Consider the following 21,902-nt stretch of genomic DNA (forward strand, 5'->3'; position numbering starts at 1 on the left):
GTTGTCGCACTCGAAACGTGGACGAAGCCGGGACCGCGACCTCTCGGACAACGGCCCCGGCCTCATGAACGACTCAGCGCAGGAAAGTACTTGCCTGGTTGAACAGGTCGAGAACGGGCTGCGGAGCAACACCCAGGACAACGGTCAGGACCGCGCAGATGATGAGGGTGATCCATCCCGCAATGGACGGCTCGGCAATCTCGACGGGATCGTCCTCCTCCTTCGGGTTACGGAAGAAGACCACGACGATGACACGCAGGTAGAAAGCCGCTGCCACGAGGGAGAACAACACCCCCACCAGTACCAGCCAGGCGTATCCGCCACGCCATCCGGCCAAGAAGACCACCAGCTTGCCGGTGAATCCAGCCGTCAGCGGGATACCTGCGAAGCTCAGCACGAAGATGACGACGAGAACACCAAACCACGGGTGCTTGCGCCCCAGACCTGCCCAGGAGTCGATTTCCGTCGACTCGCCGCCTGCCCGGCGCACCATGAGGATGAGCAGCCAGAAACCAATCGAAGACAGACCGTAGGCTGTCATGTAGACCAGCACCGAGGACACCGAACCCGTCTGGTCTGGGGTCATCCCGGTCTGTATCGTCCAGGCACCGATGACTCCCACCAGCACGAACCCGGCGTGCGCGATCGCGGAGTACGCCAGCAGACGCTTCATGTCGGTCTGAACCAAACCAACAACGGCACCAAGTGCCATCGAGGCTACGGAGACCACTGCGAGGATGATCTGCCAATCCCACCTCATAGCACCCAAGCCGACGTACAGCACGCGCATGAGACCAATGAGGGCGACAAGCTTGGTGGCGACTGCCATCCAGCCGCTGACGGGAGTCGGGGCACCGGTGTAGACGTCAGGAGTCCAGGAGGCGAACGGAACCGCACCCACTTTGAACAACAGTCCGACGGCAACCAGCACCATGCCGGCAACGATGAGCCGCGATGAACCCACCTGAGTGACACCCGCTGTTGCGATGGCACCCAGTTTGAAACTTCCTGCGCAGCCGTACAGCAGGACAATGCCATAGAGGAACAAGGCCGACGACAACGCGCCAAGCAGGAAGTACTTCAGTGCGGCTTCCTGAGACAGCAGCCGACGGCGACGAGACATCCCCGACAGCAGGTAAAGCGGCAGGGAGAAGATCTCCAGGGCTACGAACATCATGATGAGGTCGTCAGACGCGGCGAAGCACATCATGCCCAGCACCGCGAACATCAGCAGCGGGTAAACCTCAGTGTGCTCACGATGTTCTTGATCGGCCTTGGCCTCCAGCGGAGAACCAGGCACCGACGAGGCACTCGCCACGAACGCTGTCTGGGTGCCGCCAACTCGCTCTGCGAAAAGCACGACGGCTCCCAGGCTCGTCACCAGCAGAACCACCCAGGTGGCCAGAGTCGGGCCGTCGAGGGCCAAGGTTCCCTGACCGGCGACGATCCGGGTTCCCTTGACCAGGGTGGTCACCGTCGAGGCGATGGCCACCGCGAGGGCGACGACCGTCAGGACGATCTGGGTGACGCGGCGACCTGAGCGGGGCACAAAAGCCTCCACGAGGACCGCCAAACACGCACCAGCCATCAGAGCGAACACCGGCGTCAGCGGGCCGTACTCGATGTACGGAGCCGCAATGTCAAGGGGTGCGAAAGACCCGAGCGCGGAAATCAACAGGACGGGATTCACTTGAGGCCCTCCTTGACAACGGGTGCCGGATCGGTGGCGTGAACCTGAGTCATGGTTGCAGTGGCCGCCGGTTCAATGGCGTGCAACATCGGCCTTGGGAAGAAGCCGAACACCAGCAACAAAATGATGAGCGGGGCGAGTACCAGCTTCTCCCGGCCATTGAGGTCGCCTACCTTCTCGGAAGCTCCCTGCACCGGGCCGGTCATGGTTCGTCGGTAGGTCACCAGGACGTAAACCGCAGCCAGCACCATGCCGATGGTGGAGATGGCGACGTAGATCGGATGACGCGACCAGGCACCAGCCAGAGCCATGAACTCGCTGACGAAGTTTCCGGTGCCCGGCAGCGAGAGGGTCGCCAACCCGGAGAACAGGAAGATTCCGGCAAGCACCGGAGCGACCTTCTGAACACCGCCGTAAGCGTCGACCTTCGCCGTCCCACCACGGCGCACCAGGAATCCCAGCACCAGGAACAGTGCGGCAGTGGAGAAGCCGTGGTTGAACATATAGAAGATGGAACCGGTGATCGACGTTGTCGTCAGGGCAAAGATACCGATAACCATGAAACCGAAGTGGCTCACCGAGGTGTAGGAGACGAACCTCATGAGGTCGCTCGACGTGGCGGCCATCATGGCACCCCACAGTACCGAGATAAGCGCCAGCGTGAGCACGAACGGGGTGGCCCAATCAGAGGCGGCCGGGAAAAGTCCCAAGCACAGCCTCAACATTCCGAAGGTGCCAATCTTGTCAAGCAGACCAACGAGCAGAGATGACGTCCCTGCGGTGGCCTGTTCGGCGGTGTCAGGCAGCCAGGTATGTACCGGGACCATCGGGGCCTTGATCGCAAAGGCGATGAAGAATCCGACGAACAGCTGCTTGCCAATCGCCCCGGAAAAGTCCACCTTGGCAAGATCGCTCAGCAGGAAGGAGCCACCGTGGACACCGACGCCGATGACGGCGAACAGCATGACCAGACCACCGGCCAGCGAGTACAGCAGGAACTTCATGGCGGCGCGACCGCGTCGTGGACCTCCCCACCCGGCGATGAGGAAGTACATCGGGATGAGGGTGGCCTCGAACATGAGGTAAAACAGCAGCACGTCGGTGGCGGCGAAGCAGAAAATCGCCAGCCCCTCAAGCATGAGGGCCAAGCCGAAGAACGCTCCAGTTGACCAGCGAGCCGTTTCGTCCTCGCCCACGTGCCACTCAGCGAGCAGCACGACCGGAACGAGGATGACGACCAGCAGGATCATCGTCAAGGACAGGCCATCGCCACCCAAGGCATACCACGCACCGATGGCGCGAATCCAGCGATGGGTCTCAGACAGATCAGTGCCGTTGACTCCGATGATGAAGGCGTAAACGCCCAGCACCAGGGTCACCAGGGAGAACACCATACCGGTGACTCGAGCCGCAGCCCCACGCACCATCATGGTGATGATGCCGCCGACGATCGGCAGCAGGGCGATCACGGTGAGGATCGGGAAAGACATGTCAGCTCCTCCTGCCCTCAGGCCATCCGGCCCAGGACGACGACGAGTCCGACGACCAGCACGCCAACAACCATCATGAGGCCGTAGCTACGCACATAACCGTTTTGGACCTTGCGGATGATCTGGGAACAGGCCGTGGTGACCGAACCCGAACCGTTGACCAGACCGTCAACGACTGCGCGGTCGAAGCCCCCAACTCCACCGGCCAGCCAGCGTCCGGGCTTCACAACGACCACGTCGTTGAAAGCGTCCCCGTAGACATCGTGACGACCAGCGATCAGCAACGGATTTCGAGTGGCGGGCTCCTCGCTCGGCACATCGTGACGGTTGAGCAACCAGCCGGCCAAGATACCGATAACGACAACGACAAGGGTGATGATTCCGATCGGACCCATGTGCAACAGACCGACGTGCTCGACCTCGGCACCGGTCGCCGGTGCCAACCAGTCGCCGATCCAATTGTTCATGAAGGCACCTGCGAAGATCGACAGGATGGCGAGCACGATCAACGGGATCGTCATGACCGCCGGGGACTCGTGCGGATGAACGTCCTCACGCCACCGCTTGGACCCCAGGAAGGTCAAGACCATCAGGCGCGTCATGTAGTAGGCGGTAATGCCAGCACCAATAAGGGCCAGCACCCCGAAGACCGCACCCTTGTCGAAGGCGGCTTCAATGATGTGATCCTTGGAGAAGTACCCCGAGGTGCCGGGGATACCAATGATGGCCAGGTAACCGCAGGCGAAAGTCCAGAAGGTGACGGGCATGACCTTTCGCAGCGCACCGAAGTGGTACATATCGGTGTCGTCGTCGGTGCCATGCATGACCGATCCAGCTCCCAGGAACATATTGGCCTTGAAGAACCCGTGGGTGAGCAGGTGGAAGATCGCCAAGGCAGCACCGGCTGGGCCGAGACCTGCGGCCAACATCATGTAGCCGATCTGGCTCATCGTCGATCCGGCGAGGACCTTCTTGATGTCCTTCTTCGCCGAACCGATCCACGCACCGAACAGCAGAGTGACGGTACCGACGATGGCGACGGCCAGGGAGGCTGCACCCGTCTCGGCATAGATGGCATGGGACCGCACCACCAAGTAGACACCGGCGGTAACCATCGTGGCGGCGTGGATGAGGGCCGAAACTGGGGTTGGGCCTTCCATGGCGTCGAGCAACCACGCTTGCAATGGCACCTGGGCCGACTTACCACAGGCGGCCAGCAACAGCATGAAGCCGAGCAGGGTAGCCCAGGTTGGCGTCAGCCCCGAGGCCTTAGCCGATACGTCGTCGAAACGCACGCTGCCGAACTGGGCAAGCATGGTGAAGATCGCCATCGTCAAACCGAGATCACCGATCCGGTTCATGATGAAGGCCTTGTTGCCCGCGCGGGCAGCGGTCGGGCGACCGAACCAGAAGCCAATAAGCAGGTACGACGCCAAGCCGACGCCTTCCCACCCGACGAACAGAATGAAGTAGTTGTCAGCCAGCACCAGCGTCAACATCGCTGCGATGAAGAGGTTGAGGTAGGCGAAGAAACGACGCCGGTCGGTGTCGTGGGCCATGTACCCGATCGCATAGATGTGAATCAGGGAACCCACAAAGGTAATCAGCAGAACAAACAGAATGGACAGCTGATCGACCAGCAGGCCGACACGCAAATCCCACGATCCGACATCAATGAACTGGTAGACCCCCACCTCAACAGCGCGCGACGCGGCATCGCGGCCAAGCAGGTCGATGAAGAGGATCAACCCGATGACGAAGGAGACAATCGGGGCCACAGTGGCCAACAGATGCCCCCAGGCGTCGCTGCGGCGCCCAAGCACCAGCAGCAGTGCGGAGACGACCAGCGGCACCGCGATCATGAGCCAGGCCATGTTGAACAGGCCGGTTTCCAGGACAGTCACGGTACCTCCTTCAGAACTTCAGCAGGTTGGTGTCGTCCACCGAAGTGGTGCGACGGGAACGGAAAATGGTGACGATGATCGCCAGCCCGACAACCACCTCGGCAGCCGCCACGATCATCACGAAGAAGGCCCCGACCTGTCCATCGAGTGAGCCGTACACGTGTGAGAAGGTCACCAGCGCAAGGTTTGCGGCATTGAGCATCAACTCCACGGACATGAAAGCCACCAGGGCGTTACGCCTCGTCAGGAAGCCCAAAATGCCGATGGCGAACAGAATCGCCGAGAGCACCAGGTAGTCGTTCGGATTCATTCAAGTTCTCCTTGTGCCTCGTGACGGGCGGCACTGATCGAAGCGAAGGCCCGATGGGTCGGAGCTTTCAACTCGCCGGCGTCGATAATGGCACCGCGAGTGGCCAACGTCCCCGAGATCGAGTCTTGGGCGACTGTGCCATCAGGCAGCAAGGCCGGAGCACCGATCTGGTTGGTGCGGGCGTAGACACCGGAGTTGGGACGAGCGCCGGGGTGGGTACCGTGCTCGGCATAAGCCGTCATACGGTCGGTGATCCTCTCACGCTGGGACTTCTTCTTGTCGGCCTCGCCGTGGGCCAGCACCATGGTGCCGACGGCCGCAGTGATGAGCAGGGCCGACGTGGCTTCGAAGACGATCACGTACTTCGTGAAGATCAACTCGGCTATCGACTTGACGTTGTCACCGCCAGCCGCATTCGCCTCGCTCAGACCTATCGGCTGGTCAGTGCCAATGACGCCGGTGGTCACGGCATTGCCGACAGCAAAGATCAGCAGCGCCACGAATGCCAGCGCGGCGATGATCGCCGCAACCTTGTGGCCCTTGAGAGTCTCCTTGAGAGAGTCAGTCGAGTCGACACCAACGAGCATGACGACGAAGAGGAAGAGCATCAGGATGGCGCCGGTGTAGACGATGATCTGCACCACAAACAGGAAAGGCGCCTCTTGGCTGGCGTATTGAACGGCCAGACAGATCATGACGATGGCCAGGGACAGGGCCGAGTGAACGGGCTTCTTGGCGAAGACCATCACCAAGGCGGCCAACACCATGATCGGGGCAAGCAGCCAGAAGGCCCATTGAGACGCCGTCACCATCGGGACGAGTGCGCTCATGGGAAGCAGGGACGCAGTCATCAGGCTGCCCCCTTGTCCTTGTGCTCGTCAGCTCCGGTGGCCGGACCGGTTCGCACATCGTCCTGGCCAGAAGGAGGCAGGCCATTGAAGTAGTCGTCCTCGTCGTCTCCCAGACGGCGCGGGTGCGGCGGCTGCTCCATACCCTCCTTGAGCGGAGCGAGCAGCTCATCTTTGGTCCAGATGTGCTTGGCACGAGTGGTGTCGGCCAACTTGAAATCGTTGGTCATCGTCAAAGCACGAGTCGGGCAAGCCTCGATACACATTCCACACAGAATGCAGCGCAGGTAGTTGATCTCGTAGACACGACCGTAACGCTCACCGGGTGAGTAACGCTCCTCATCGGTGTTGTCGGCGCCCTCGACGTAGATAGCGTCTGCCGGGCACGCCCAGGCGCACAGCTCACATCCCACGCACTTCTCAAGCCCATCGGGCCAGCGATTGAGCTGGTGACGGCCATGCATACGCGGCGGCATGGGCTTTTCTTTGCCCTTCTCCGGGTATCCCTGGGTGAAGGGCTTACGGAACATCGTTTCGAAGGTGATCCCGAATCCTGTCCAGGCTCCCATCACAGACCTCCGTTCTCGTCGTGGTCTCGTCGCGCTACCGTCGTGGCCACTGCGGCCCCGGCCAACGGAGCCTCAACCTGATGTGGCAATGGCGGCACCGGATAACCGCCTGCAAAGGCGTCAAAGGGTTCGTCAGTAGCCACCTCGGTCTTGGGTTCTTCCTTGTCTCCTGTGAACGCCCAGACGAGCAGGGCGGCCACGATAATCCCAACAACGATCATGAATATTGGGTTGCGGCCCCATCCCTCGTTGAGGACGGTGCGCCAGGCGGCGACCAGCAGAACCCATCCCAACGACACCGGAATGAGGACCTTCCAGCCCAAATCCATGAAGTGGTCGTAGCGGAACCTCGGGATGGCCGCCCGTACCCACACGAAGAAGAAGATGACGAGCTGGGTCTTCAGGAAGAACCACAGCAGACCCCACCATCCGGAGTCGATGACACCGAAGTAGTTGAGCGGCCACGGGGCCCGGTAACCACCAAGGAACAAGGTGGTGCAGACAGCCGAGAGGGTGGCCATGTTGATGTACTCCGCCAGGAAGTACATGCCGTAGGGGAATCCGGAGTACTCCGTGATGTAACCGCTGACAAGCTCCGACTCGCACTCTGGCAAGTCGAACGGTAGGCGGTTGGACTCACCGAACATCGTGATGACGTAAATGATGAAGCTCGGGATGAGCAGCAGCCAATAGTGCCCAGCTATGTGGGTGTCGAATCCTCCGATGGTCAGGTGACTGGCTTGGGACTCGACGATCTCGGACGTCGACATGGAACCCGAGAAGATAAACACCGTTACCAGGGACAGACCCATGGCGACCTCGTAGGAGATCATCTGGGCGCTGGAACGCAGCGATCCGAGCAAGGAGTAGGTGCCTGCCGACGACCAGCCGGCCAGCACGACGCCGTAAATACCGATGGACGCCACCGCAAGAATGAACAACACGGCGACCGGAACGTCAGTGATCTGCAGCCTGGTGGTGTGACCGAAGATCGACACCTCGCCACCAAGCGGAATGACCGACCAGGACGCGAAGCAGGCGATACCCGCGATCACCGGCGCCAAGTTGAAGACAATCTTGTCGGCCCCCTTGGGGGTGACCATCTCTTTGAAGATGAGCTTCAAACCGTCACCGACAGCCTGGAACACACCACCGGCCCACGCCGAGTTCATGATCGGACCGATACGGTTCTGCATCTTGGCCAGCACTCGGCGTTCAAACCACACATTGAAGATGGTCCACGCCAGCAGGATCACAAAGAGGACGACGACCTTGACGATTATGAGCCACACCGGGTCAATGGTGGCCTCGAGGGGACTCATGCCACACCTGCCTCTCGGGAAGTATCAGATTCAACGGCGCTCAGCGAGACATAGGTTCCGGGAGCGTCGGGGACTGTGGTGCGGCTTTGCGGGGAGAGAGAATGACCGCGCAAGGACGGCACCCACACCGCCTCGGCCGACATCGTTGCGTCGATCTTGACCGGAAGTCGCAGATTGATGGGTCCGGAAACGTCGATCAGGTCTCCGTTGGCCACACCCAACTGATCGGCTGTCAGCGGATTGATAACCGCGACGGGGGCCGGGGCGGTTGCAACCAAGGAGTCGGCACCCGTCAGGCTCGCCGATCCCTCCAACAACTGCCGCCACGTCTCTAGCACGCGACCAACATTTCCTGGCTCGACCATGGGGGCCTGCGGCACAACAGGAGTCGTGGACTCCATCTTGGGGTGGTTGCCCTGCCACTGCCCAAGGTCGCGCCAAGCCTTGTGGGCCTGGGCGACGGTGGCCAGCCCGGACACCGAGCCAAGCTGCGAACTCAAGGCGTCGAGAACGCGGATCTCGTTCATCGGGGTGGCGGCCTGCTTGTTGACCACTCGCACTCGACCGGGGCGGTGCTCCCAGTTGAGGAAAGTCCCTGAGGTCTCTTCGAGCAAGCAGACTGGCAACACCACGTCAGCCCGCTCCGCAACCTCGGAGAACCGCTGTTCCAGCGACACCACGAACCCGCAGCTTTCAACAGCCTCACGGGCTCCGGTTGGGTCAGGCAGGTCAGCCAGCTCCACTCCGGACACGACCAATGCCGACAGTTTGCCGTCTCGGGCAGCAGAGAGCATTCCGGCGGTATCAAGACCAGGATCGCTGGGAAGGTTATCGACACCCCAGGCAGCCGCAATGTCCACGCGAGCCTTGGCGTCGTCAACGAAACGTCCGCCCGGCAGCAGCTGCGGCAGCAAGCCAGCCTCGATCGCCCCGATCTCACCGGCACGGCGAGGCACCCAGGCGACGCGAACCGTCGAGTCGAGAGCAACAATGGCCGAGAGAGTTCCGGGTCGGGTGGCGGCCCTCTCCCCCACCAACACGATGGTTCCCTCACCGATCGTGCCGTCAGCGACCAGCTGCTTCACGACCTCGGGTTCCTGGCCAGGCAGGCAGCGAGCCAGCTCGGCCCCCATCTTTGCCGAACCATTGGACAGGTGGGTTCCGACTGCCGTAATGGCAACCCTCTTGCGTCGCCACGCCTTGCGCAGTCGAAGGAAGATCATCGGGCATTCGTCCTCAGGTTCGAGATCCACCAGGACGACGCGCGACGCGTTTTCCAGATCGGCGTAGGTCACCGACTCTTCGAGGCTGCGCCCGGCGACTGTGGCTGCCAGGAACGACGCCTCCTCAGCGGAGTGCGGACGAGAACGGAAGTCAACGTTGTTGGTGCCGAGAACGACACGTGCGAACCGTGACCATGCCAGGCAAGTTTCGACCGGCAGACGTCCACCGGTGAGGACGCCGACGTTGGTACCAGCTTTCTTGAGTCCGGCGGCTGCCGTCTGCAGGGCTTCAGCCCACGACGCCTTCTCCAAGACTCCGTTACGGCGAACCAACGGGGTGGTCACTCGATCATCGCCACGGCCATAGCGGAAGGCGAACCGGCCCTTGTCACAGTTCCATTCCTCATTGACCTCCGGCAGGTTGCCGGCGTTGCGGCGCTTGACTTCGTAGTGGCGGTGGTCGGTGCGCAGCTGACATCCAGCCGCACAGTGCTCGCAGGTCGTTACTGTCGAAACGAGATCGAACGGACGCGAACGGAAGCGGTATTCGGAGCTAGTGAGGGCACCCACCGGGCAAATCTGAATGACGTTGCCCGAGAAGTAGGAGTTGAAGTCGTCGCCCTGGTAGGCCCCAATCTGGGAAACGGCACCGCGCTCTTGCAGATTGATGAAAGGATCACCAGCAATCTGATCGGCGAACCTGGTGCAGCGCTGGCACAACACGCACCGTTCGCGATCCAGCAACACCTGGGCCGAAATGTTGATCGGCTTGGGATAGGTGCGCTTGACCCCGCCGTAGCGGGACTCCCCGCGTCCGTTGGCCATCGCCTGGTTCTGCAGCGGGCATTCGCCGCCCTTGTCACAGATCGGGCAGTCCAACGGATGGTTGATGAGGAGAAACTCCAGCATCCCCTCCTGGGCCTTGCGAGCCATCTCGGAGCTGACCTGAGTCTTGACGATCATTCCCTCAGCTACCGGCATGGTGCATGACGGCTGCGGCTTGGGGAAACCACGCCCGTTGCCAGCGTCGGGAATCTCGACGAGACACTCACGACAGGCACCGGCTGGGTCGAGCAGCGGGTGGTCGCAGAACCTCGGAATAGCGGTGCCGATGGACTCGGCGGCACGAATGATGAGGGTTCCCTTGGGGACACTCACCTGCTGACCATCGATGGTGCAGGTGACAAGCTCGACGGGTTTGTTCTGGCTCATGCTCCAGCCCCTTCCAGGACTCGGCGGTCAGCGTCGGTGAAGATTGAGCTGCGCTCGTACGGCAGGTACTCCCACGCCGGAATACCACGGCACCCAGCTTCAAACTCGTCGCGGAAGTGACCGACGGCTCCACGCACACAGCCCACAGCACCGTCAGCCAGCGCACAGAAGGAACGACCGCCGATGTTGTCGACGATATTGAGCAGCTTGTCGACGTCACCCTCCTGGCCTTCGCCCGCCTCAATGCGACGCAGCAGCTGGACAACCCACCAGGTGCCCTCACGACACGGGGTGCACTTTCCACAGGACTCGTGCTTGTAGAACTCCAGCCAGCGCAGCGTGACGCGAACCACCGAGGTCGTCTCGTCAAAGCACTGCAAGGCCTTGGTACCCAACATCGACTTGGCCCCCATCATCCCCTCGTAGTCGAGTGGGGTGTCCAAGTCATCTGGCGTCAGCAACGGCGTTGAGGAACCACCCGGGGTGAAGAACTTCAACTCGTGGCCCTCACGCATACCCCCGGAGATGTCGAGCAGCTGACGCAAAGTCGTGCCCATCGGGGCCTCATACTGGCCCGGATGGGCCACATGGCCAGACAGCGAGTAAATGGTGAACCCGTCGGACTTCTCGGTGCCCATCGACTTAAACCATTCCTTGCCGTTACGCAAGATCGACGGCACCGTCGAGATCGACTCAACGTTGTTGATGACCGTCGGGCTGGCGTACAGACCAGCAACAGCCGGGAACGGGGGACGCAGACGAGGCTGACCACGACGTCCCTCCAAGGAGTCAAGCAGGGCCGTCTCCTCACCACAGATGTAGGCGCCAGCGCCAGCATGAACAACGACATCAAGGTCATAGCCGGAACCGAGAATGTTCTTGCCGATATATCCAGCCGAGTAGGCCTCGCGCACTGCCTGCTGAACACGTCGGATGACGTGCAGCACCTCGCCGCGAATGTAGATGAATGCCGCCTTCGCCTTAATAGCGTAGGCAGAAATGATGACTCCCTCGACGAGAGTGTGCGGGGAAGCCATCATGAGCGGCATGTCCTTGCAGGTGCCCGGCTCAGACTCATCACCGTTGACGACCAAGTAGGTCGGATTCGGGTTGTCCTTGGGCACGAAGGACCACTTCACACCGGTGGGGAATCCAGCACCGCCACGGCCACGCAAGTTGGCGTCCTTAACCAGCGAGACGACGTCATCGGGCTGCATCGTCAAAGCCTTACGAAGCCCGGTGTAGCCGCCCCGGCGCTCATAGTTGAGCAGCTTCCAGCTGCGCTCATCATCCCAGTTGGCCGACAGAACCGGGGTTAGTGGATCGGTCACTTCTTCTCCTCCTCCACAGGCTCAGCAGGAGCGGGCAGGTCGTTCGGATCTGGTGCCTTCCAGCCGTTCTGCTTGGCCAGTCGCACACCCCGCAGGGACGCCTCACCAGCGCTCGGACCCTCATCGGCGCGTCCATCGGGGAAACCGGCGAGAACGCGCTCTGCCTCGCGCCAACTGGTGATCTTCGCACCTCGGGTGGAGTGAACCTCTTCGTCGCGAGCCAGAGCGTCAAGGATTTCCTCGGCGCGTACCGGGGTCATATTGTCCATGTACTCCCAGTTCACCATCATGATCGGGGCGAAGTCGCAGGCGGCGTTGCACTCCAGACGTTCCAGGGAGAACTTGCCGTCAGGAGTTGTCTCGCCCTCCTTGATACCGAGCTTCTTCTCCACCCGGGCGAGCACCTCCTCGCCACCCATGACGGCGCACAGCGCGGTGGTACACACACCAATGTGGTGCTGGCCAGCCGGGTGCTTCTTGTACATGGTGTAGAAGGTCGCAACTCCGGAAACCTGAGCAGTCGTAATACCCAGCACCTCAGCCGCCGTCTCAACGCCTACCGGGGAAATCCGCCCATCCACCGACTGCACCAGGTGCAAGATCGGCAACAGAGCCGAGCGCGGATCGGGGTAGCGCGCGGCAATCTGGCGCATTTCCTCAATGGTGTGTTCGTCGATATTGGTCGAACGGTCGGACTGATCGACTCCCCCGCTCCCCGAGAAGTCCGAGTGGAAGGACTCGACGTAGGGGTATCCCAAATTGACGGGTTCGCGATCGCTCATCGGTCGACTCCTCCCATGACGGGGTCCAGGGATGCCAAGGACGGCACCACGTCGGAAAGCATTCCACCCTCGCACAGGGCGGGCAGAGACTGCACATTGACGAATCCGGGGTCACGCAAGTGGGAGCGGTAGGGACGCACACCACCGTCCGAGACGAGGTGGCATCCGAGCTCACCGCCGGCACCCTCGATGGCCTGATAGACCTGGCCCGCAGGCACCCGGAACCCCTCAGTGACAATCTTGAAGTGGTGGATGAGGGCCTCCATCGACTCGCCCATGATGTGGCGAATATGCTCGTTGGAATTACCCTGACCGTCCGGCCCCAGAGCCAGCTCCGCAGGCCAAGCAATGTGCGGGTCCTCCACCATGTGACGATCGCCCTGGGTGTCCTCGAGGCGCTTGAGACACTGCTTGAGGATACGCACCGACTGGTCCATCTCCTCCAGGCGAATACGGAACCGTCCGTAACAGTCGCAGGTATCCCAGGTCGCGACGTCAAAGTCGTAGGTCTCGTAGCCGCAGTAGGGCTGTGTCTTGCGCAGATCCCACGGCAGGCCGGTAGCGCGCAGGGCCGGACCTGTGACGCCCAAGGCCATGCATGTGGACAGGTCGGCGTAACCGATGTCCTTGGTACGGGCCTTGAAGATCGGGTTCTCGTTGCAGAACAGACCGATCTCGGGAAGGTACTTCTCCATACGCTTGATGAGGTCGCGCAGCTGGTCCAACCCGGTCTCAGGCAAATCGCTAGCGACGCCACCCGGACGAATCCAGGCGTTGTTCATCCGCAGACCGGTGACGGCCTGGTTGAACTCCAGGATGATCTCGCGCTCCCTCAAACCAACCTCGGCCACCGAGGAGGCCCCGAGTTCCAGACCGCCAGTACCCACTGCAATGAGGTGAGAAGAAATGCGGTTGAGTTCGGTAATCATCACGCGCAGGACCTTCGCGCGCTCCGGGATGTCGTCGGTAATACCCAACAGCTTCTCGACAGCAAGGCAGTACACCAGCTCGTTGAAGAAGTTCGCGACGTAGTTACATCGCGTCATGAAAGCCACACCCTGGGTCCAGGTGCGGAACTCCATATTCTTCTCGATACCGGTGTGAAGGAAGCCGATACCAACACGCAAGTCGGTCACCGACTCGCCATCCAGCTCAATAATGAGCCTCATGACGCCGTGAGTGGATGGGTGAGACGGCCCAAAGTTGACGACGACGGTCTCGTCGCCACGCTCGGCAGCCTCGTCGACGATCTGGGCCCAGTCGCCGCCCTGGGACAAGTACTCGTGGTTCTCGCTCATCAGTTGTAGCTCCTGCGCTGGTCCGGCGGTGGTACGACAGCACCCTTGTACTCGATCGGGATACCACCGAGCGGATAGTCCTTACGCTGCGGGTGACCGACCCAATCGTCGGGCATCAGGATGCGAGTAAGAGCCGGGTGACCGTCGAAGATGACTCCGAACATGTCCCAAGCCTCACGCTCCTGGAAGTCCACGTGCGGGTAGACCGACACAATGCTGGGGACGTGTGGCAGCGAGTCAACGTCACTGCGACCGGTACGTACCACGTCCTCCTGTCCCGGATCGGCCAGCGCAACTTCGAGACGGATACGACGGTTATGGGTCATCGACAGCAGGTCGTAGACGACATGCATTTCACGACCCTTCATGTGCGGGTAGTGCACACACGTCAGACAAGAACAGCTCTCAAATCGCAAGGCCTCGTCATCACGCAGCACTTTGACCAGATCCAGCAGCTTCTCGGGACGGACAAAAAACGTGATTTCGCCGCGATCGACAAGGGTCAACCCATCAGAGAAGTCTGGGACCAGCTCCTCCATCCGGTCAGCCACTTCGTCAAACCAGCCGCCGTAAGGACGTTCCGAGCTGCCGGGAATCTCGACGGTGCGGACGATACCGCCATAGCCAGAGGTATCGCCGGGACCGGAGGTTGCCCCCCACATACCCTTACGGGTGTCGATCCGACGATCCTCCTGGGTCCACCGCCTCCCCTTGGCCGGGGTGTGAGCCTGGTCTGGATGGCTGGCGTCGAGGAAATTGCGGCCGTCGGGGATACGGTCCCCGGAGTCCGAGCCGCCGGCGGCACCGCGCGGAGTCGGCTTGTCACTCATCGCATGAGCCCCTTCTGCTCGAGGGTGGTCGGGGTCTCGAGGGCCCGCTTCTCCTTGGCAGCCTCAACTTCGGACATATGGCCCATCAGCGGCCAGTGCTGAATCTGCTCACGAATCTTGAAGATGGCGTCGATGAGCATGTCCGGGGTGGGCGGGCAGCCTGGCAGGTAGACGTCCACCGGGACGATGTGGTCACAACCCTGAATGACGGCATAGTTGTTGAAGATACCGCCCGACGACGCGCATGCGCCCATCGAGATAACCCACTTAGGCTCAGGCATTTGGTCGTAGAGCTGGCGGACCACCGGAGCCATCTTCTGACTCACGCGACCCGAAACAATCATGAGATCAGCCTGACGGGGGGAGGCACGGAACACCTCATGGCCCCAGCGGGCGGCGTCGGCACGCGGGCCGCCGTAGGAGATCATCTCGATGGCGCAGCAGGCCAGGCCCATCGTCAGGGGCCAGAACGAGGTCTTGCGCAGCCACCCGACAATGGCCTCCATCGAGGTCATCACGATTCCAGCTGGGACATCGGCGTCGTACTCAGCCATCTGGTGCGTCCTTCCTTTCAGACGTTGACTGACGCGGCAGCGGGCCGCTCGAACGTTAGTTCAACGCGGCCTGCAAGCCGCAGCGGTAGATCAGGTCCAATCCAGGCCGCCACGGCGGCGGATGTAGAGGTAAGGGATGAACACCATCGCGACGAACAGCACCATCTCCACCAGGGCAAAGACACCGAGATGGTCGAAATCGACGGCCCACGGGTACAGGAACATGATGTCGATATCGAAGACAATGTAGAGCATTGCGACGACGAAGAACTTGACGGGGAACTTCCCGCCACCAGCTGGCTGTGGCGTCGGCTCAATGCCGCATTCGTAGATTTCGTGCTTGGCGCGGTTGGGTCGCTTCACTGCAAGAAGGACGTTGACTGTGATAGTCGCGAGCACGAAGACCGCACCCAGGATGATCATCCCCACCAGGGGGGCGTATCCGTTCATCTCACCACCTTTGGTCTGCACCATTCGCTCTGACCTTACGACTCACACTTACATTCGGGTACTTTGGGTGACCTAAGTTGCGATAATGCGTCGTCAGGTGGCAGGCGAGGGTGATTGGACTCACACCGACGGGGCAATCCTCGTCAGGGTCCTGATAATACGATCATCCAGGTCTCCGCCCTTGGAATCTGTGAGATTTGCCAACAATTTGTTGACGAACCGCATGAGTCGACGACGCGGAAGGCCGTAGGTCGTGCAGATCTTCATGACTCGGGGATCGCCGATGAGTCGGACGAAGATCGTCCCGAGACGGTAGTAGCCACCGAAGTGCTGCTGAAGCGCGCGTGGGTATCCTTGCAGCGCCTTCTCTGCGGCCGGAGTGCCGTGACCTCGGTAATGGGCCTCCGCGATGGCGTCAGCGGCCATCTCGCCGGCTTCCAGGGCGTAATCGATCCCCTCCCCGTTGAAGGGGTTGACCATACCGCCGGAGTCCCCTACCAACAACAAGCCATTGAGATAGTGCGGTTGACGGTTGAATGCCATCGGCAGCGCAGCTCCTCGGATCGGCCCTTCCCGGTGCTCCTCGTCAAGGGTCCACTCGGCTGGCATGTGGAACAGCCAGCGCTTCATGAGAGAGCGGTAATCGGTGTGGCCGAATGCGGCAGAAGAATTGAGCATCCCCAAACCGATGTTGACTGTTCCATCGCCCTCGGGGAAGGCCCAACCGTATCCAGGCAGCAGGTCGGACTGGTGCGCGGCGCCATCCCACAGCTCCAGCCAACTCTCCAGATGGGGTGCCTCAGACAGCGGGGAGCGGTAGTAGGCACGCACCGCCACGCCCATGGGACGGTCATCGCGCTTGTGAAGTCCCATCGCCAAGCCGAGGCGAGACGAGTTACCGTCAGCCGCAACAACGACCGGCGCGCAGTACACCCGGTCATCGGAAGTCCGAACGCCCCGGATACGGCCGCGAGGGCCAAGGATAGGTTCGGTGACGTTGGCCCCTTCGACCAAGGTGACGCCTTGGGACTCGGCATGACGGGCCAGACGCTCGTCTAGGATCGTACGTCGGCACACCATGCCGAAATTCGGGTAATCGGCCAGCTCAGGCCAGGGAAGAACGAACGGAGCGATACGTCCGCCGTGGATTCGCAGTCCCTCGGTGTGCTTCCAGCCAGCTTCCTCGGAGACGTCAATACCCAGCCGGATAAGCTGCTTCACCGCACGAGGAGTAAGTCCGTCACCACAAACCTTGTCACGGGGAAAGGTCGCCTTCTCCAACAAGGTGACGTGCAGCCCCCTGCGAGCAAGGTGCGTAGCGGCGGCTGAGCCACCAGGCCCAGCACCGACCACGACGACGTCGGACTCGATCTGGCTCGTCACGTAGGCCCCTCCTATAGCAGGAAATGACGCCGGGATCTCGGCGATATGCATGGGCGAGTCTAGACGGTGGGGTTGGCGACAGAAGTCAGTCCCTGGCCGGGGAGAGCAATACACCTCGACCCGCCGTGGACAGCACCTACTGCATAACACCCCCTCGGTTATCCTGCAAAGGTGATCCTCAATCCAGGCTCCTCGCGCCTGCGCGCCCGCACCGTCTCGATTCCGGACCCCGGACCACTCGAGAACTACATGACGCCCAACAATTCGGTGTGCTTCCTGCACCACGATTACGGCATGGTCGGTCTGGGGGAACTCACCCGTTTCGAGACCGACTCCCCTACTGCCGCCGACGTTTGGTGGGAGGCGCTGTGCGACGATCTTGAACACGAGACCGAGATGCCGGGAGCAGAGGCCACCGGACCCGTCGCTTTTGGATCCTTCGCCTTTGATCCCGACCGCTCGTCGTCACGCTCGGTCATGATCCTTCCCACGACGATCATCGGCCGCTGGCCCGGCTACTCCTGGCTAACGCAGCTGTCCTGGGGGTCCATCGATGACGATCCACCCCGTCAACAGAGCGTGCCCCGACCCCCCAGCGCGATCACGATACAAGACGGCGTCGTCACTGCGGATAACTGGCGTCACATCGCCCGGCAGGTCCAAGACATCATGGGTCCTGACAGCCTTGAACAGATCGTTCTCATGCGCGACGTCGAGGCCAAGGCAACATCTCCGGTAGATCCGCGTTGGATTGTCGAGACACTTCATCGCCAGTTCCCCAACGCGTACACCTATCTCGTCGCAGGATCTATCGGCATCACCTCGAAGCTCACTGTGGGGGTCAGTAAGAACTTGGTGAGTTCTCGAGTCCTGACCCACTCTCCCGCTGTCGACGAGAACCACGAGGCTCTGCTGGCTGCAATGCAGAATAGGGGTCCGTTGGCTACTTACCATGCCGAAATCGTGGAACGCACTTGCGAGCGCCTGAGACAGTTCTGTGACACCCTCCACGTCCCCGACTGCCCGGGGGCTGTATTCAGCGAGATCTCCAACTACCTCGTCACCGATGTCACCGGAGTCCACAGCCCTGGCCAAGGATCATGCCTGACCCTCGTCGACGCTTTGTGCCCGCCAGCGTTTGTCACCGGCCTTCCGCTGCGCCAGGCACAATGCGTCCTCGCTGAGATTGAACATCTTGATCGTGGTCGCGTCTCTGGGCCGACCGGATGGGTTGACTCCTTGGGTAATGGCCAGTGGGTCACCGATTGTCGAGGTGGTCAGATCGACGGCACCGACCCCTCCCTGGTCCACATCTTCTCCGGGCACCCCATCGGTTACGACGACGACGCTGACATCTTGTCATCCGAAGCCGAGGAGCGCCTCAAAACCCTCCTCGACGTCTTCCCGATCGAGACGAACAGCCCGTCACAATCCTGAGACCTAAAGCCTGCCCCTTTCGTCACCCCGGCAGCGTCAACACCCTCATGAACCGCAACATCTAGGGCCGCACACAGCACTTCTCCAGCACTGATGTACCCCCCGGCTTCGCAGCGTGTGTCTTTCTCTAACGACGCTTGCGCTCGATGACCTTCTTCTCGACCTTGCCACCGCGAGCCTGCTGGCGGGCCTCGGCCAACTGACGCTGCGACTCCTCACGCATCTCCGCCAGATCCTGCTGGTTCATACCTCCCATACGCAAGAATCCGAAGACGACGATGGCAATGGTCACCGAAATCCACGGCGACCATCCGAGCACCACCGGAAAGGTGACGAGGGCAACCATGTCGAAGCCACGAATAAGGTTGAACAACAGCCCCGGTGGCATAGCACCAGCCTGGGTAGCAACCATCGGCGAGGAGTAATCAGCCGGTTTGGCGCTGACCCAGCGAATGGCACCGGCCAGACCGGCGGCAGCCGTCACCAGGCCGTACATAATCGCCTGCCCCCATGGCCTCGACGTCGCCGAACCGACGCCATGGAAAGCCGGGATGACCGCAATCGCCCAGATCGCCGCCGCCACAGCGGGCACCACCGAAGCCGCCGTGATGACCTGGCTCGTTGTGAAGGGCAGGCAGCGCACCAACCCCTTGGTGCGTGTCAGCACGCGCAGGCTGGTAAAGAGCGGAACCAGGGCCGCCACAAGCACCAGAGCCGAAACTGGAACAGTCAGCGCCCCAAACCCCAAGGCCGATACGGCGTACGGCACCACAGCCGTCACGATGAGAATGAGCACCGGTTTGGGGAAACGCATGAGCCGCTGCACGTCGCGCCACACCAGTGCGCTCAGCCCTTTGCCACGCCCACGAGTGGCCCGCACCTGACCGCGTTCAACGGCCTCACGCTCCTGCAGGATGTCGCGAATAAGCGCGAAATCCAGAGCAAAGGCGGCGCCCTGCATACCGGATGCCAGAGAACCTCCGGCCATAAGACGAGCTCGTCGGATCCGATTGAGACGGAGCCTGGCAATGATGTAAGAAATGACCAGAAGCACCGCCCCACCACCGGCGACAGCCCAGGCGGAGGCCAGGTTGGCGTCACTCGACATCGGTACCGCATACCAGCCCGACGCGGTAGCAATGACTCCCAGCAAAACCGCCACACCGGCCACTGCAGCCAGCGCCTCAACCACCTTGACCGGAGCAGTACGTTCCGCTCCCTGTTCGGCGGCTGCGAAAGAGACGACACCTGCCGCCCCCAACGCGGTCGCGAGAGTCCAAGCAATGATGGCCGTACCAGACGCGCCAGTCAGGGCAGCCACCAACGCACCCAAGACAGCACCTGCAACGACGGCGACGAGGACCGCCGCCCCCAGACGTTTGGTCAGGAACCGGGCCCGGTTGATCGGCGCATCCATCAGCCAGAAACCCTCAGCTGCAGAGGCAAGCACCGGGCCAAAAACCCGGGCAGTGGCCAGAGCAAAGGCCAGCACACCTGCCAGCGCGGCCCAAGGCAACAGACCTCGAGCCGTCTGACATCCAGTCGAGGTACATCCAGACGCCTGGCCCTGGGCCTGCACGATGAGGCTGATAATCATCGCGAGCACGACGACCAGGGAAAAGATGAGTACGTAGGCGTCGCCAATGGCCTGCCAGATGTTCCTTGTCGTTCGGCCCTTACGCCAGTCACCCATGAGGAGGGAAAGCTGACGCTCATCAGCCTGGCCTGCGAAAAACTCGTCGGGACGATGGGTAATGACCAGCTCCGGGTCAGGGACGACCACCGTCGTCTCAACCGGTTTTGGATGCTTGGGACGAGGCTTGGAGTGTTTGCTGGTACGTCGGCTCATCCGCGCGGGCCTCCCAGCTCCACAACGCGAGCGCCGAGAGCCTCGACGAGGGCCGGCTCGTGGCTGGCCATGACAATCGCCAGACCATGATTCATCTCCTCGCGCAGCCTCTTGCCAAGCCAGGCGACACCTTCGACGTCGAGCCGGGCCTCCGGCTCGTCGAGAACCAGGAGCTTGCGCGGACGCACCAAGGCTGTGGCAAGGCCGAGACGGCGCCGCTGGCCAGAGGACAAGGTGCCGGGCAGCTGGCCAGACTGCGGAACGAGCTGAACCTCCTCGAGCACTTCGTCAACGAGAGCGTCGGCGTCAACGAGCCCATGAGCACGAGCCAGCAAATCAAGGTGCTCAACCACCGACAGATCGGGGAAGAAGTCAAGGTCGTCGATGACCGTGGCAACGTTGCGGCGAAACTCGGGATCCGTCTCGGAGACTCTCTTGCCGAGCACTTCAACTGTGCCAGAGCTGGGACGATCCGCCCCCACCAACATTCTCAATACCGTCGACTTGCCAGCACCGTTGCGACCGGTGAGCGCGACGGCCTCTTTCTCGTGAACGGTCAGGGACAGATGGTCGACGATGGTGCGATCACCATAAGATTTCGAAATGTCCTTGGCCACAAGGACGGTGGAGCGGGATGCCATGGTTCATATTCTCCCGCACCGTCAAGGCCGACCCCAAACCGTGTGGAAGACTGGGCGCGTGTTGACGACCCGAGCCACCCTTGACAAGCACCGCGCCGATGTCGCTTCCATGTTCGACGCAGTGGCGAAGCGCTATGACGTCATGAACCAAATCATGACGTTGGGGGCGGTCGACACCTGGCGCGACCTCGTCGTCGAGGCAGTAGAGCCTGAGCCCGGCCAGGTCATCCTCGACCTGGCAGCAGGAACGGGCACGTCGTCGGCGACGTTCGCTGCCCACGGAGCGCAGGTCTACCCCACTGATATCTCCACCGGAATGCTGGCCGTCGGAAAACAACGTCAGCCCCATCTGCACTTTGTCGCCGGAGACGCCACCTGCCTGCCCTATGCTGACGACTCCTTCGACGCCGTGACGATTTCTTACGGTTTGCGTAACGTCGAAGACCCGCACCAGGCACTGCGCGAGATGCTGCGCGTCACAAAACCGGGCGGACGGATCGTCGTCTGCGAGTTCTCGTACCCCACGTGGGCACCATTCCGCCATGTCTACACCAAGTATCTGTTGGCAGCGATTCCAGCTATGGCAAAGCTGGCCTCCTCGAATCGTGATGCCTACGACTACTTGGCCGAGTCAATTCTTGCCTGGCCCGACCAGCCTCACCTCGCCGACATGATGGCTGCGGCTGGCTGGCAGGCCATCGCGTGGCGCAATATCTGTGGCGGAGTCGTCGCCCTGCACCGGGGCTGGAAAGGCAGCGACGGGAAGGAGATGGCCTGAG

The 21,902-nt window shown here is 61.6% G+C and carries 19 protein-coding genes; 2 read left to right on the forward strand and 17 right to left on the reverse strand.

What is annotated here, in order from left to right; genetic code table 11:
* Positions 1–73 precede the first annotated feature (73 nt).
* From nuoN to Q4B98_RS03870, 15 genes are all read right to left on the reverse strand, one after another.
* The gene (nuoN, locus tag Q4B98_RS03800; RefSeq protein ID WP_303195715.1) at positions 74–1,690 is read right to left on the reverse strand and encodes an NADH-quinone oxidoreductase subunit NuoN; all 1,617 of its coding nucleotides are present in this window, start codon (positions 1,688–1,690) and stop codon (positions 74–76) included.
* Positions 1,687–3,180: an NADH-quinone oxidoreductase subunit M gene (locus Q4B98_RS03805; RefSeq protein ID WP_303195717.1), complete on the reverse strand. Its 1,494-nt coding sequence runs from the start codon at positions 3,178–3,180 to the stop codon at positions 1,687–1,689. Before Q4B98_RS03805 ends, nuoN begins: the two co-directional genes overlap by 4 nt.
* A gap of 17 nt (positions 3,181–3,197) precedes the next feature.
* Positions 3,198–5,084 carry an NADH-quinone oxidoreductase subunit L gene (gene nuoL / locus Q4B98_RS03810; protein ID WP_303195719.1) on the reverse strand — a complete coding sequence of 629 codons (1,887 nt, stop codon included), beginning with the start codon at positions 5,082–5,084 and terminating at the stop codon, positions 3,198–3,200.
* Positions 5,085–5,094: 10 nt separating this feature from the next.
* A complete protein-coding gene (gene nuoK / locus Q4B98_RS03815; RefSeq protein WP_271417788.1) occupies positions 5,095–5,394 on the reverse strand; it encodes an NADH-quinone oxidoreductase subunit NuoK in 300 nt (99 codons plus the stop codon).
* The gene (locus Q4B98_RS03820; protein WP_303195722.1) at positions 5,391–6,245 is read right to left on the reverse strand and encodes an NADH-quinone oxidoreductase subunit J; all 855 of its coding nucleotides are present in this window, start codon (positions 6,243–6,245) and stop codon (positions 5,391–5,393) included. The genes nuoK and Q4B98_RS03820 overlap by 4 nt, the downstream gene beginning before the upstream one ends.
* Entirely contained in the window at positions 6,245–6,811 is a 567-nt protein-coding gene (gene nuoI / locus Q4B98_RS03825) for an NADH-quinone oxidoreductase subunit NuoI (protein ID WP_303195724.1), read from the reverse strand. The genes Q4B98_RS03820 and nuoI overlap by 1 nt, the downstream gene beginning before the upstream one ends.
* Positions 6,811–8,133: an NADH-quinone oxidoreductase subunit NuoH gene (gene nuoH / locus Q4B98_RS03830; RefSeq protein WP_303195725.1), complete on the reverse strand. Its 1,323-nt coding sequence runs from the start codon at positions 8,131–8,133 to the stop codon at positions 6,811–6,813. Before nuoH ends, nuoI begins: the two co-directional genes overlap by 1 nt.
* Positions 8,130–10,568: an NADH-quinone oxidoreductase subunit G gene (locus Q4B98_RS03835; RefSeq protein WP_303195727.1), complete on the reverse strand. Its 2,439-nt coding sequence runs from the start codon at positions 10,566–10,568 to the stop codon at positions 8,130–8,132. The genes nuoH and Q4B98_RS03835 overlap by 4 nt, the downstream gene beginning before the upstream one ends.
* Positions 10,565–11,899, reverse strand: coding sequence for an NADH-quinone oxidoreductase subunit NuoF (nuoF, locus tag Q4B98_RS03840; RefSeq protein WP_303195729.1), 1,335 nt, complete (start codon positions 11,897–11,899; stop codon positions 10,565–10,567). The genes Q4B98_RS03835 and nuoF overlap by 4 nt, the downstream gene beginning before the upstream one ends.
* Positions 11,896–12,681 (reverse strand): NADH-quinone oxidoreductase subunit NuoE, encoded by a 786-nt coding sequence (gene nuoE, locus Q4B98_RS03845; RefSeq protein ID WP_303195731.1) that lies wholly within the window; start codon positions 12,679–12,681, stop codon positions 11,896–11,898. The genes nuoF and nuoE overlap by 4 nt, the downstream gene beginning before the upstream one ends.
* Positions 12,678–13,979 (reverse strand): NADH-quinone oxidoreductase subunit D, encoded by a 1,302-nt coding sequence (locus Q4B98_RS03850; protein WP_303195733.1) that lies wholly within the window; start codon positions 13,977–13,979, stop codon positions 12,678–12,680. The genes nuoE and Q4B98_RS03850 overlap by 4 nt, the downstream gene beginning before the upstream one ends.
* The gene (locus tag Q4B98_RS03855) at positions 13,979–14,809 is read right to left on the reverse strand and encodes an NADH-quinone oxidoreductase subunit C (protein ID WP_303195735.1); all 831 of its coding nucleotides are present in this window, start codon (positions 14,807–14,809) and stop codon (positions 13,979–13,981) included. The genes Q4B98_RS03850 and Q4B98_RS03855 overlap by 1 nt, the downstream gene beginning before the upstream one ends.
* A complete protein-coding gene (locus Q4B98_RS03860) occupies positions 14,806–15,363 on the reverse strand; it encodes an NADH-quinone oxidoreductase subunit B family protein (RefSeq protein WP_303195737.1) in 558 nt (185 codons plus the stop codon). The genes Q4B98_RS03855 and Q4B98_RS03860 overlap by 4 nt, the downstream gene beginning before the upstream one ends.
* A 90-nt stretch (positions 15,364–15,453) precedes the next feature.
* A complete protein-coding gene (locus Q4B98_RS03865; RefSeq protein ID WP_303195739.1) occupies positions 15,454–15,837 on the reverse strand; it encodes an NADH-quinone oxidoreductase subunit A in 384 nt (127 codons plus the stop codon).
* Between the two features lie 96 nt (positions 15,838–15,933).
* Positions 15,934–17,211: an NAD(P)/FAD-dependent oxidoreductase gene (locus Q4B98_RS03870; RefSeq protein ID WP_303196094.1), complete on the reverse strand. Its 1,278-nt coding sequence runs from the start codon at positions 17,209–17,211 to the stop codon at positions 15,934–15,936.
* A gap of 234 nt (positions 17,212–17,445) precedes the next feature.
* On the opposite strand from Q4B98_RS03870, the gene Q4B98_RS03875 reads away from it, so the two are divergent.
* Positions 17,446–18,633, forward strand: a complete 1,188-nt coding sequence (locus Q4B98_RS03875) for an isochorismate synthase MenF (RefSeq protein WP_303196095.1) — start codon at positions 17,446–17,448, stop codon at positions 18,631–18,633.
* Positions 18,634–18,760: 127 nt separating this feature from the next.
* Here the strand turns inward: Q4B98_RS03875 and Q4B98_RS03880 are convergent, their stop codons facing one another.
* The gene (locus Q4B98_RS03880; RefSeq protein WP_303195741.1) at positions 18,761–20,482 is read right to left on the reverse strand and encodes a DUF6297 family protein; all 1,722 of its coding nucleotides are present in this window, start codon (positions 20,480–20,482) and stop codon (positions 18,761–18,763) included.
* The gene (locus Q4B98_RS03885; protein ID WP_303195743.1) at positions 20,479–21,123 is read right to left on the reverse strand and encodes an ABC transporter ATP-binding protein; all 645 of its coding nucleotides are present in this window, start codon (positions 21,121–21,123) and stop codon (positions 20,479–20,481) included. The genes Q4B98_RS03880 and Q4B98_RS03885 overlap by 4 nt, the downstream gene beginning before the upstream one ends.
* Here Q4B98_RS03885 and Q4B98_RS03890 point away from each other — a divergent pair.
* Positions 21,122–21,901, forward strand: a complete 780-nt coding sequence (locus tag Q4B98_RS03890; protein ID WP_303195745.1) for a demethylmenaquinone methyltransferase — start codon at positions 21,122–21,124, stop codon at positions 21,899–21,901. The two genes, Q4B98_RS03885 and Q4B98_RS03890, sit on opposite strands and share 2 nt — an antisense overlap.
* Position 21,902 lies beyond the last annotated feature (1 nt).

The sequence above is a fragment of the Cutibacterium sp. genome, from assembly GCF_030525615.1.
GTDB lineage: Bacteria > Actinomycetota > Actinomycetes > Propionibacteriales > Propionibacteriaceae > Cutibacterium.